Raw genomic sequence first — 12,246 nt, 5'->3', positions numbered from 1 at the left:
ACCGAACACGACCCCCTTCTCACGGAGCCGAACATGGCCGATCTTCGCTGCACCATCGCAGGCATCACTTCGCCGAATCCTTTCTGGCTGGCGTCCGCGCCGCCGACCGACAAGGCCTACAACGTCAATCGCGCGTTCGAGGCGGGCTGGGGCGGCGTCGTCTGGAAGACGCTCGGGCTCGATCCGCACGTCGTCAACGTCAGTTCGCGCTACGGCGCGGTGCAATGGAACGGCCAGCGCATCGCGGGGCTGAACAACATCGAGCTGATCACCGACCGTCCGCTCGACGTGAACCTGAGAGAAATCGCGCAGGTGAAGCGCGACTGGCCGGACCGCGCGCTGATCGTGTCGCTGATGGTGCCGTGCAACGAGCGCGACTGGAAATGGATCCTGCCGCTCGTCGAAGATACCGGCGCCGATGCGGTCGAGCTGAACTTCGGCTGCCCGCACGGGATGAGCGAGCGCGGGATGGGCGCGGCGGTCGGGCAGGTACCCGAATACGTCGAGATGGTCACGCGCTGGGTCAAGGAAGGCACGAAGCTGCCATGCCTCGTGAAGCTCACGCCGAACATCAGCGACATCCGCATGGGATCGCGCGCCGCATACAAGGGCGGCGCGGACGGCGTGTCGCTGATCAACACGATCAACTCGATCGTCGCGGTCGATCTCGACCAGATGGCGCCGATGCCGACCGTCGACGGCAAGGGCACGCACGGCGGCTATTGCGGGCCGGCGGTCAAGCCGATCGCGCTGAACATGGTCGCGGAGATCGCACGCGATCCGGAAACGCCGAACCTGCCGATCTCGGGTATCGGCGGTATCTCGTCATGGCGCGACGCGGCCGAGTTCATGGTGCTCGGCGCCGGCAGCGTGCAGGTGTGCACCGCCGCGATGCATTATGGATTCCGGATCGTGTCGGATCTCGCCGACGGCTTGTCGAACTGGATGGACGAGAAGGGCTACGCGACGCTCGACGACATTCGCGGCCGTGCGGTGCCGAACGTGACCGACTGGAAATACCTGAACCTGAAGTACGACATCAAGGCGCGCATCGACCAGGACCGCTGCATCCAGTGCGGGCTGTGCCATATCGCGTGCGAGGACACGTCGCACCAGGCGATCACGGCGATGAAGGACGGCGTGCGGCACTTCGAAGTGATCGATTCGGAATGCGTCGGGTGCAATCTTTGCATGCATGTGTGCCCGGTCGAGCAATGCATCACGATGGAGCGCGTCGATTCGGGCGACTACGCGAACTGGACCACGCATCCGAACAATCCGGCGAGCGCGGATGCCGGTGCGAGCGGCGGCCCGGCGGCCGAGCCCGAGAAGCACGCGAAGGCGGCCTGACCGGCGTCCGGCGGCGCGGGATGGGTCGCGCCGCCGATTTTCGTTTCCCTGGGCCGGCATCGCACGATGCCGGCGCCGACGTTTTCGTGGAGTGCGATCGATGAAATCCGCAGCGAATCCCGCCGATCCCGACAGCGCCGCGGCGCACGGCGGCAGCCTGTACAACGACGACCTCGCGCCGACGACACCGGCGCAGCGCACGTGGAAGTGGTACCACTTCGCGGCGCTGTGGGTCGGGATGGTGATGAACATCGCGTCGTACATGCTCGCGGCCGGGCTGATCCAGGAAGGCATGTCGCCGTGGCAGGCGGTGATGACGGTGCTGCTCGGCAACCTGATCGTGCTCGTGCCGATGCTGCTGATCGGCCATGCGGGCGCGAAGCACGGGATTCCGTACGCGGTGCTCGTGCGCGCGTCGTTCGGCACGCAGGGCGCGAAGCTGCCGGCGCTGTTGCGCGCGATCGTCGCGTGCGGCTGGTACGGCATCCAGACCTGGCTCGGCGGCAGCGCGATCTACACGCTGCTGAACATCCTGACCGGCAATGCGCTGCACGGCGCGGCGCTGCCGCTCGTCGGCATCTCGCTCGGGCAGCTCGCGTGCTTCCTCGTGTTCTGGGCGCTGCAGATCTACTTCATCCTGCACGGCACCGATTCGATCCGCTGGCTCGAAAGCTGGTCCGCGCCGATCAAGGTCGTGATGTGCGTGGCGCTCGTGTGGTGGGCGACGTCGAAGGCGGGCGGGTTCGGCTCGATGCTGTCGGCGCCGTCGCAGTTCGCGGCGGGCGGCAAGAAGGCCGGACTGTTCTGGGCGACCTTCTGGCCGGGCCTGACCGCGATGGTCGGCTTCTGGGCGACGCTCGCGCTGAACATCCCCGATTTCACGCGTTTCGCGCATTCGCAGCGCGACCAGATGATCGGGCAGTCGATCGGGCTGCCGCTGCCGATGGCGCTGCTGTCGGTGGTGTCGGTCGTCGTGACGTCGGCGACCGTCGTGATCTACGGCAACGCGATCTGGGATCCGATCGACCTGACGAGCCGGATGACCGGCATCGGCGTGGGCATCGCGCTCGTGATCCTCACGCTCGACACGATGTGCTGCAACCTCGCCGCGAATCTCGTCGGTCCTGCATACGATTTTTCGAGCCTGTGGCCGAAGGCGATCTCGTACCGCATGGGCGGGATGATCACCGCGACGATCGCGATCGTGATGATGCCGTGGAAGATTCTCGCGACGACGGACGGCTATATCTTCACCTGGCTCGTCGGCTATTCGGCGCTGCTCGGGCCGGTCGCGGGCATCCTGATGGTCGACTACTTCCTGATTCGCGGTACGCAGCTCGATACGCGCGCGCTGTTCGACGAAGGCGGCGACTTCAGCTACGCGCGCGGCTGGAACCCGGCCGCGCTGGTCGCGCTCGCGGTCGGCGTGCTGCCGAACCTGCCGGGCTTCCTGCATACGGCGTTTCCGGCATCGTTTCCGAACGTGCCGGCGTTCTTCAACACGCTTTACACGTACGCGTGGTTCGTCGGCCTCGTGCTGGCGTCCAGCGTGTACGGCACCTGGATGAAGTGGCGCGCCGGACAGCGCGCACAGATCGCGAGCGCATGACGCGCGAGCCGATGCGACTCGCGCGCGGCATGCGGCACCCGACAGTCAACGAGGAGGCAACGAAATGGCAATCCTGATTCGTGGCGGCACCGTGGTCGATGCGGACCGTTCCTATCGCGCGGACGTGCTCTGCGCGGACCCGCAGGACGGCGGCACGATCCTGCAGATTGCGGAGCAGATCGACGCGCCGGCCGGCGCGACCGTCGTCGACGCGCACGACCAGTACGTGATGCCGGGCGGCATCGACCCGCATACGCACATGGAACTGCCGTTCATGGGCACGACCGCGAGCGACGATTTCTATTCGGGCACGGCTGCCGGGCTGTCGGGCGGCACGACGAGCATCATCGACTTCGTGATTCCGAGCCCGAAGCAGCCGCTGATGGATGCGTTCCGCGAATGGCGCGGCTGGGCCGAGAAATCGGCTTCCGATTACGGCTTTCACGTGGCCGTGACGTGGTGGGACGACAGCGTGCACCGCGACATGGGCACGCTCGTGCGCGAGCATGGCGTATCGAGCTTCAAGCACTTCATGGCGTACAAGAACGCGATCATGGCCGACGACGAGATCCTCGTGAACAGCTTCACGCGTTCGCTCGAACTCGGCGCGCTGCCGACCGTGCACGCGGAGAACGGTGAACTCGTGTTCCAGCTGCAAAAGGCGCTGCTTGCGCGCGGCATGACGGGGCCGGAGGCGCATCCGCTGTCGCGGCCGCCGGAGGTGGAGGGCGAAGCCGCGAACCGCGCGATCCGCATCGCGCAGGTGCTCGGCGTGCCCGTGTATATCGTGCACGTGTCGGCGAAGGATGCGGTGGATGTGATCACGCGTGCGCGCAGCGAAGGGCTGCGCGTGTTCGGCGAAGTGCTGCCGGGGCACCTCGTGATCGACGAGGCCGTCTATCGCGACCCGGACTGGACGCGTGCGGCGGCCCACGTGATGAGCCCGCCGTTCCGCTCGGCCGAGCATCGCGAGGCGCTGTGGCGCGGGCTGCAGTCGGGGCAGCTGCATACGACGGCGACCGATCATTGCGTATTCTGCGCATCGCAGAAGGCGATGGGCCGCAACGATTTCACGAAGATCCCGAACGGCTGCGGCGGCGTCGAGGACCGCATGTCGGTGCTGTGGCATCACGGCGTGAATCATGGCCGCATCACGCCGAACGAGTTCGTGCGGATCACGTCGACCAATGCCGCACAGATCTTCAACCTGTATCCGCGCAAGGGCGCCGTGCAGGTCGGCGCCGATGCCGATCTCGTCGTGTGGGACCCGGCCGCGACGAAGACGATCTCGGTGAAGACGCATCACCAGCAGGTCGATTTCAACGTGTTCGAGGGGATGACCGTGCAGGGCGTCGCGACGCACACGCTCACGCGCGGCGCACTCGCGTGGGCCGACGGCGAATTGCGCGCGGTGCGCGGCGCGGGCCGCTACCTGAAGCGCCCGCCGGCGGCCGGCTACTACGAGGCCGCGCGGATCGCGAACCGCCTGCGCGAGCCGCATCCGGTCGAGCGCGGCGGCTGAGCGGAACGTATCGTGCGGGTTGTCCGTTTGCGCGGCGCGCCCCGCGTGCGTCCGGACATCCCGTTGCGTTCATGGCGGCGGACGATCGGTGCGGGACGGCCTGTCCCGCCGGCGTCGGCCGCGCTCCGGTCCCGAATCTTCCTCGCATCCTGTCCATCCGGTCAATATATGGCACGGCTTGTGCTTTATCCCCTCCGTTTTATCCGCGAAGCGGTCTGAATGCTGACTGACCGGTCAAGTTCGGAGCGCACGCGCACCTGAAGCAGGCGGCGCGCCCGAATCTGGGGCAGCGGCCGGCCGCGGCGATCCGGGTCCGCCGGAAAGCGTCGGGATATCGACAAGAGCAACGATCGGAAGGTGGGGTCAAGAGAATGTATGTAGAAGAACTGAATAAATTGTCAAGGAGTGGAACGAAGACGGTGCGCGTGGCGACGCGGACGGGCGCCATGCTGCTTGCGCTGTCGGTGGGCATGCCGGCGGTCGCAATCGCGCAGGGGACGGGGACCGTCGCGCCGGGGGCCGGTTTGCAGGTCGCCGAGAGCGGCACGGTCACGCCGAATGCGCCGCCGGCACCCGCGCCGTCGCCGTATCTGTCGGCATGGTTTCACCAGAGCCTCGGCGTGATTGGGTCGAAGGACATCCGCTTCGGGCCGCACACGACCAATGACGTGTACCTCGAATACGAATATTTCGGCCGGAAGGGGCCGTTCGACCTGTACGGCTATGTCGATCTGCCGCGTGCGATCGGCGTCGGCAACGGCTATGACTCGGGCTATACGAACAAGGGCTCGCCGCTGTTCAGCGAGCAGGAGCCGCGCGTGTCGATCGACGATCTCCTCGGCCGGCATCTCGGATTCGGGCCGTTCAAGGAATGGTATGTCGCGTTCGACTGGATCTACGACCAGGGGCACAACACGGCCGGGCGGCAGAACACGCTGTATGCGGGCTTCGGCACCGACATCGACACGCATACGAAGCTGATGCTGTCCGCGAACCTGTACGTGCGCCGGCAATGGGAGAACTACGGCGCAGCCAACCAGAATACGTGGGACGGTTATCGCGCGCAGATGAAATACATCTACCCGATCGGCACGTTCCACGGCGGCAACCTGACCTACGTCGGGTTCTTCAACTACGACTTCGGTTCGAAGCTGCGCGAGGAGACGGGCGGCAATACGCGCACCGACACCGCGTTCGTGTCGACCAACGTGCTGATCTATTCGTTCAAGCATTGGCGTTTCTGGACCGCGGCCCGCTATTTCCACAACGGCGGCCAGTGGGGCGGCACCGAGCTGAATTTCGGCGACGGGCCGTTCCAGAACCGGTCGACCGGCTGGGGTTATTACGCGAGCGTCGGCTATCAGTTCTGACGGGCCCGCGCCCGCGACACGATCATGAATCTCACACGAACGAGGCAAGCAATGTTGAAGGGGAACGTACTAAAGTTGGCGGCAATCATCGCGCTGGTCGCGACGATGACGGCCGGCGCGCACGCGGCCGGCGAACGCGTGCATCGGCCGCGTGCGATCAAGGTGCTGATCGTCACGATGTTCGGGCCGGAAGGCAAGGCGTGGCTCGACCGGATCGGGCCGGTGCAGAAGATCGCGGTGCCGGGCCTGTCGCCCGACTACCCGGACATCAGTTGCACGCGCAACGACGTGTGCGTGCTGACGACCGGCATGGGCCACGCGAACGCGGCTGCGTCGATAGCGGCGCTGGTCTATTCGCGCCGGTTCGACCTGCGCAAGACCTATTTCGTGGTGACCGGCATCGCCGGCATCGATCCGGCGCAGGGCACGCTCGGCTCGGCCGCGTGGGCGCGCTACCTGGTCGACTTCGGGATCCAGTGGGAGCTGGATGCGCGCGAGATCCCGGCCGGCTGGAAGTCGGGCTATCTCGGCATCAACACGAAGAACGGGGACGAGAAACCGCCGCTCGACTACCGCACCGAGGTGTTCCGGTTGAACGAGGCATTGCTTCGGAAAGCCGTCGCGCTGTCGCGCGACGTGACGCTGCACGACAGCAAGGAAGCGGCCGCGTATCGCGCGAAGTATCCGGACGCGCCCGCGAACCGGCCGCCGACCGTGATCCAGTGCGATACGCTCGCGGGCGACACGTGGTTCTCGGGCACGAAGCTGGGCGAGCGCGCCAGCGAATGGACGCGCCTGCTGACCGACGGCAAGGGGGTGTACTGCACGACGCAGCAGGAAGACAATGCGACGTTCGAAGTGATCAAGCGGGCGGCCGCGGCAGGGCTGGCCGATACGCAGCGTGTGGCCGTGCTGCGCTCGGGTTCGGACTTCGACCGGCCGCCGCCGGGCGGCTCGGACGTCGACAACCTGCTCGATTACCAGAGCCAGGGCGGGTTCGTGCCGGCCCTCGACAATCTGTACCTCGCCGGTTCGCCGCTCGTGAACGCGATCGTGAAGGACTGGGCGCACTGGAAGGACGGCGTACCGGCCGAGTGATGGCCGCCGTCGGCAGGACACCGGCGCGCTTCGGGCGCGCCCGGCAGTTCAATAACATCGAGAGAAAGGAGTACAAGGTGGATATTCTGCGCAGTCTCCTGGGTATGCTGTTCCTGCTATTGGTTGCCTATCTGCTGTCGAACAACCGCCGCGCGGTCAGCACGCGGACCATGATCGCCGCGCTGCTCACGCAGTTCGCGATCGGCGCGCTGGTGCTGTTCGTGCCGTCGGGCCGCACGGCGCTGGCCGCGGCCGCGAACGGCGTCAATCGCGTGCTCGACATGGGCAATCACGGCATCGCGTTCGTGTTCGGCGGGCTGGTCGACGCGCGGATGTTCCAGTTGTTCGGCGACGGCGGGTTCGTGTTCGGCCTGCGCGTGCTGCCGATGATCATCTTCGTCACCGCGCTGATCTCGGTGCTGTACTACATCGGCGTGATGAAGTGGATCGTCGCGATCCTCGGCGCCGGGCTCGCGAAAGTGCTCGGCGTGAGCCGCATCGAGGCGTGCTCGGCCGTCGCGACGATCTTCCTCGGACAAAGCGAGATGCCCGCGCTCGTGAAGCCGTTCGTGCGCAACATGACGAGCGCCGAGATCTTCACGGTGATGGCGAGCGGCATGGCGTCGGTCGCGGGCTCGGTGCTGGTCGGCTACGCCGGCCTCGGCGTGAAGATGGAATACCTGCTCGCCGCGTCGTTCATGGCGGTGCCGGGCGGGCTGCTGTTCGGCAAGCTGCTGTTTCCGACCGTCGAGCCGAGCCGCGTGGTGGTCGACGGCCTTGATTTCGACGACAAGCGGGCCGCCAACGTGATCGAGGCGGCCGCATCCGGCGCATCGGTCGGCCTGCGGATCGCGATCAACGTCGGCGCGATGCTGATCGCGTTCGTCGGGCTCATCGCGCTGATGAACCTGATCATCAGCGGCGCGGCCGCGTTCGCGGGCTTTCCGCAGGTCACGCTGGTCGGTATCATCGGCCACCTGTTCGCACCGCTCGCGTGGATCATCGGCGTGCCGTGGCACGATGCGACGCTGGCCGGCAACTTCATCGGCGAGAAACTGATCTTCAACGAATTCGTCGCGTACGGCGACCTGTCGCCGTACCTGAAGGGCGGCGCGCATGCGGCGGCGGCCGGCCTCCAGGTGCTCGACCCGAAGACGCTCGCGATCGTGTCGTTCGCGCTGTGCGGCTTCGCGAACTTCTCGTCGATCGCGATTCTCGCGGGCGGCTTCAGCGCGGTCGCGCCCGAGCGCCGCTCGGACGTCGCGCGGCTCGGCTTGCGCGCGCTGACGGCCGCGACGCTGTCGAACCTGATGAGCGCGGCGATTGCCGGCCTGTTTTTCTCGCTGCATTAGCGTGAACAGGCCCTAAGCCGTGCAGTCGACTCCGACCAATCGAAGCGAGGTAACGATGTTTCTACCGCAGGAATTCATTCGCAGGAAGCGCGATGGGCAGCCGCTCGATCGCGACGGCATGGCCGCGTTCGTGCGCGGCGTGACCGACGGCAGCGTGACCGAGGGCCAGGTGGCCGCGTTCGCGATGGCCGTGTATTTCAACGACCTGAGCACCGACGAACGCGTCGCGCTGACGCTCGCGCAGCGCGATTCGGGCGACGTGCTCGACTGGCGCGCGCTCGATCTCGGCGGGCCGGTGATCGACAAGCATTCGACGGGCGGCGTCGGCGATGTCGTGTCGCTGATGCTCGGGCCGATGGTGGCCGCGTGCGGTGGCTACGTGCCGATGATCTCGGGGCGCGGGCTCGGCCATACCGGCGGCACGCTCGACAAGCTCAGCGCGATTCCCGGTTACGACGTGATGCCCGCGACGGACGCGTTTCGCCGCACGGTGCGCGAGGTCGGCGTCGCGATCATCGGGCAGACCGCGCGGCTCGCGCCGGCCGACAAGCGCATCTATGCGATCCGCGACGTGACGGCGACCGTCGAATCGGTCGCGATGATCACCGCGTCGATCCTGTCGAAGAAACTCGCGGCCGGGCTCGACGGGCTCGTGATGGACGTCAAGGTCGGCTCCGGCGCGTTCATGCCGACCGCGGAGAAATCGGCGGAACTGGCTCGCAGTATCGTCGACGTCGGCAACGGCGCCGGCATGAAGACGACCGCGATCCTCACCGACATGAACCAGTCGCTCGCGCCGTGCGCGGGCAATGCGCTCGAGGTGGCGTGCGCGATCGACTACCTGACGGGCAAGTCGCGTCCCGCGCGGTTGCACGACGTGACGATGGCGCTGTCGGCTGAACTGCTCGTGATCGGCGGGCTGGCGCGCGATGCTGCCCACGCGCGCGAGAAGCTGCAGCAGGTGCTCGATTCCGGCGCGGCGGCCGAACGTTTCGCGCGCATGGTCGCGGCGCTCGGCGGCCCTGCCGACCTGATCGACGCGCCCGCGCGGCATCTGGCGCGCGCGGCGGTGGTCGTGCCGGTTCCGGCGCCCGCGAGCGGCGTGGTGCAGCGCGTCGATTGCCGCGCGCTCGGGCTGGCGGTGGTCGCGCTCGGTGGTGGCCGCACGCGCGCGGAGGACGCGATCGACGTCAGCGTCGGCCTGTCGGCGCTCGCGGAGATCGGGCAGCGCATCGAGGCCGGCGAGCCGCTCGGCTTCGTGCATGCCCGCGACGAAGCGGCCGCGGCCCATGCGGTGGACGCAGTTCGGCGCAGCTACATGCTCGGCGAGACCGGCGAAGCGCCGCCGACCCTTTACCAGCAGATCGGCTGATCCTGCTCCCGGAGGCCTCACCACGATGGAACGAGACGAACTGATCGAACAGGCGAAGGCGGCGCGCGAGCACGCGTATGCGCCGTATTCGCGCTTCAAGGTCGGCGCGGCGCTGCAGGCGCGCGACGGGACGGTTTTCCACGGCTGCAACGTCGAGAACGCGTCGTACGGACTGTGCAATTGCGCGGAACGCACGGCGCTGTTCGCGGCGATTGCCGCCGGCTATCGGCCGGGGGATTTCGCGCGGCTCGCGGTCGTCGGCGACACGGATGGCCCGATCGCGCCGTGCGGCGCCTGTCGTCAGGTGATCATCGAGATCGGCAAGCCCGACATCGAAGTGATCCTCGCCAACCTGAAAGGGGCCGTCGAGATCACGACGGCCCGCGCATTGCTGCCGGGCGCGTTCACCCTGTAACGGCGCGCGCCGCGGCGAACCGCATGCGTCGCCTCACGCGCCGTCGCGCGCGTCGCGGATCGGGATCACTGTGCGTGCGCCGCACTGGCGCAGCAGGTCGCGCAGCTCGTTGATGACCGGGAACACCTCGTGGTTCCAGTCGGCGCCCTGGCGATCGTGCGCTTCCTGCTCGCGCTCGACGATCCAGCGATCCTCGCGGAAGATGCGCTCGGTGAACCACACGAGCAGCGGCCACGCGAGATCGAGTGCGAACGGGATGCCGGGCTTGTGGATCGACAGCAGTCCGAACGTGCGGTTGGTGCGCTGCTCGGCGTCGAGCGGCACGTAGACGATCCACAGGTCCATCACGAGCGTGCCTTCGCTCGAGCGAATCTGCAGCGTCTGGTACGGATAGCCGGTGCGCACCGTCATCACGCTCTTGTCGGACTGGTCGGCCGGCTTCTTGCTCGCGCCGAACACGAGCGCCTCGCCGACCGGCTGCTTGCCTTCCATCCGCGCGAACGTGTAATCGACCTCGACCCAGTCGTCGCCGCGGCGGCGGCCCACCGAGCGCGCGCGCATCTGCCCCATCTGCTTGCGATGCAGGAACTGATGGTTCATGTCCATCAGGTTCTCGTGCATGAACGAGTAGTGGCACTTGACCTCGCGGCCGAAGCGGCGCGTCTTGTACGCAGGGTTGTCCGCCGATTCGAGCGCGGGGAACGGCCGTTCTTCGGCGAGCGTGGCATCGCCCGGGAACACGAAGATCAGCCCATGCGCCTCGCGGCACGGATACGCGCGCACGCCGTTGGGCAAGCGCTCGCGGCCGAGGTAGGGCACGTCGACGCAGCGGCCGCTGTCGCACGCGTAGGTCCAGCCGTGATAGCAGCAGCGCAGCGTTTCGCCGCTCACGACGCCCGCATGCAGCGGCACCTGGCGGTGCGCGCAACGATCTTCGAGCGCATACACGGCGCCCGATTCGGTGCGCACGAGCACGATCGGGTCGCCGGCGAAGCGCACGCCGAGCGTCTTGCCGCGCTTGAGCTCGCGCGACCACGCGAGCGGATACCAGTGATCAGGATGAATGGGCACGCGGCGCAGGTCGCGCACGACCGCGCCGGTGGACGGTTCTTCGAGGGTATTGCTGTCAGGCAAAGGCACTGCGCGCATGCGTGACGCCTCCTGGCGGGACTGAATGTCGAGCGCCGCAAGAAGCGGCGGGAATCCGGAGAGTCTACGCGAAGTTGCCGGCCGCGGCGGACGCGATGCGGGTTTGCCCCGGCATCGCGTCCGCCGATTCGTTGATGTGGCGCAAACGAGCCGCCGCCGGTGCGTGGCGGCCGCGGCGCGGCTGGGCGGCGGGCGGCATCCCGTCACGCAACCGGGTGGGGCACGAGCGGGCTCACAAGCGGTTCACAAGTGCGCTTCGCGCCACAGCACCGCGTCGGCACGGTACAGCGCCGGGAAGTGCTGTTTCAACCCGGCGACCTTCGGCAGGTCGTTGAACGCGATATACGGCGCATCGGGATGCAGTTCGAGGTAGTTCTGATGATAGGCCTCGGCCGCATAGAACCCCTTGTAGGCTTCGACACGCGTGACCACGGGCGCCGGAAACACATGCGCGCTGCCGAGCTGCGCGATGTACGCGGTCGCGACCGCGCGTTGCTGCGCGGTGGTCGGGAAGATCGCGGACCGGTACTGCGAGCCTTCGTCGGGGCCCTGCCGGTTCAGTTCGGTCGGGTCGTGCGCGACCGAGAAGAACACCTGCAGCAGCCGGCCGTACGTGATCTGCGTCGGGTCGTAGACGATGCGCACCGATTCCGCGTGCCCCGTCAGCCCGGAGCCGACGAGCGCGTAGTGCGCGGTTTCGGACGCGCCGCCCGCGTAGCCTGCGGTGACCTGCTTCACGCCCTTCACGTGCTCGAACACGCCCTGCACGCCCCAGAAGCAGCCGCCGGCGAGCACGGCGGTTTCGTCGTGCGACGCGCCGGGCGTTTCGTCGAGCGTCGGCGCGGGCACGGTACGCATCGGCTCGGCGGAATTGACGATGCGCTGGTAGCCGAACACGGCGGCCACCGCGATGGCGATGGCGCCGATGCGGCGCAGCATGACCGCGCGCCGTTGTGCGGCGGCATCGCGGGTCGGGATCGGGTTCATCTTTTGCTCCTTCGAAATACGT

At 67.4% G+C, this 12,246-nt stretch carries 10 protein-coding genes; 8 read left to right on the top strand and 2 right to left on the bottom strand.

Translation table 11 applies throughout. The features are described 5' to 3' along the window. The first annotated feature begins 33 nt into the window (after positions 1-33). From preA to HWX03_RS29685, 8 genes are all read left to right on the top strand, one after another. Positions 34-1,350, top strand: coding sequence for an NAD-dependent dihydropyrimidine dehydrogenase subunit PreA (gene preA / locus HWX03_RS29720; RefSeq protein ID WP_175873728.1), 1,317 nt, complete (start codon positions 34-36; stop codon positions 1,348-1,350). Between the two features lie 100 nt (positions 1,351-1,450). Then, positions 1,451-2,959, top strand: coding sequence for an NCS1 family nucleobase:cation symporter-1 (locus HWX03_RS29715; RefSeq protein ID WP_175873727.1), 1,509 nt, complete (start codon positions 1,451-1,453; stop codon positions 2,957-2,959). A 64-nt stretch (positions 2,960-3,023) separates the two neighbouring features. Further along, positions 3,024-4,481, top strand: coding sequence for a dihydropyrimidinase (gene hydA / locus HWX03_RS29710; protein WP_175824351.1), 1,458 nt, complete (start codon positions 3,024-3,026; stop codon positions 4,479-4,481). Between the two features lie 446 nt (positions 4,482-4,927). Next, positions 4,928-5,851, top strand: coding sequence for a nucleoside-specific channel-forming protein Tsx (locus HWX03_RS29705; protein ID WP_279612255.1), 924 nt, complete (start codon positions 4,928-4,930; stop codon positions 5,849-5,851). Between the two features lie 51 nt (positions 5,852-5,902). Further along, a complete protein-coding gene (locus HWX03_RS29700) occupies positions 5,903-6,949 on the top strand; it encodes a purine nucleoside permease (protein ID WP_174434507.1) in 1,047 nt (348 codons plus the stop codon). A 77-nt stretch (positions 6,950-7,026) separates the two neighbouring features. Next, on the top strand, positions 7,027-8,301 hold the full coding sequence (locus HWX03_RS29695; protein WP_175873726.1) for a NupC/NupG family nucleoside CNT transporter: 1,275 nt from the start codon (positions 7,027-7,029) through the stop codon (positions 8,299-8,301). 55 nt (positions 8,302-8,356) lie between these two features. Next, the gene (deoA, locus tag HWX03_RS29690) at positions 8,357-9,673 is read left to right on the top strand and encodes a thymidine phosphorylase (protein ID WP_175873725.1); all 1,317 of its coding nucleotides are present in this window, start codon (positions 8,357-8,359) and stop codon (positions 9,671-9,673) included. A gap of 25 nt (positions 9,674-9,698) precedes the next feature. After that, complete coding sequence (locus HWX03_RS29685) at positions 9,699-10,088, top strand: cytidine deaminase (protein WP_174434510.1); 390 nt, start codon at positions 9,699-9,701, stop codon at positions 10,086-10,088. A gap of 33 nt (positions 10,089-10,121) precedes the next feature. On the opposite strand, the gene HWX03_RS29680 is transcribed toward HWX03_RS29685, so the two are convergent. Further along, positions 10,122-11,237, bottom strand: coding sequence for an aromatic ring-hydroxylating dioxygenase subunit alpha (locus HWX03_RS29680; protein WP_175824356.1), 1,116 nt, complete (start codon positions 11,235-11,237; stop codon positions 10,122-10,124). 243 nt (positions 11,238-11,480) lie between these two features. Continuing rightward, positions 11,481-12,224 carry a peptide-methionine (S)-S-oxide reductase MsrA gene (gene msrA / locus HWX03_RS29675; protein WP_174434217.1) on the bottom strand — a complete coding sequence of 248 codons (744 nt, stop codon included), beginning with the start codon at positions 12,222-12,224 and terminating at the stop codon, positions 11,481-11,483. Between the last annotated feature and the right edge of the window lie 22 nt (positions 12,225-12,246).

The sequence above is a fragment of the Burkholderia sp. BCC0397 genome, assembly GCF_902832865.1.
Lineage (GTDB): Bacteria > Pseudomonadota > Gammaproteobacteria > Burkholderiales > Burkholderiaceae > Burkholderia.
This window is presented reverse-complemented; position numbering and strand designations above follow the sequence as displayed.

Coding starts and splice junctions, on each gene's coding strand:
- preA (WP_175873728.1), top strand. CDS start 34: ATGGCCGATCTTCGCTGCACCATCGCAGGCATCACTTCGCCGAATCCT.
- HWX03_RS29715 (WP_175873727.1), top strand. CDS start 1,451: ATGAAATCCGCAGCGAATCCCGCCGATCCCGACAGCGCCGCGGCGCAC.
- hydA (WP_175824351.1), top strand. CDS start 3,024: ATGGCAATCCTGATTCGTGGCGGCACCGTGGTCGATGCGGACCGTTCC.
- HWX03_RS29705 (WP_279612255.1), top strand. CDS start 4,928: ATGCTGCTTGCGCTGTCGGTGGGCATGCCGGCGGTCGCAATCGCGCAG.
- HWX03_RS29700 (WP_174434507.1), top strand. CDS start 5,903: ATGTTGAAGGGGAACGTACTAAAGTTGGCGGCAATCATCGCGCTGGTC.
- deoA (WP_175873725.1), top strand. CDS start 8,357: ATGTTTCTACCGCAGGAATTCATTCGCAGGAAGCGCGATGGGCAGCCG.
- HWX03_RS29685 (WP_174434510.1), top strand. CDS start 9,699: ATGGAACGAGACGAACTGATCGAACAGGCGAAGGCGGCGCGCGAGCAC.
- HWX03_RS29680 (WP_175824356.1), bottom strand. CDS start 11,237: ATGCGCGCAGTGCCTTTGCCTGACAGCAATACCCTCGAAGAACCGTCC.
- msrA (WP_174434217.1), bottom strand. CDS start 12,224: ATGAACCCGATCCCGACCCGCGATGCCGCCGCACAACGGCGCGCGGTC.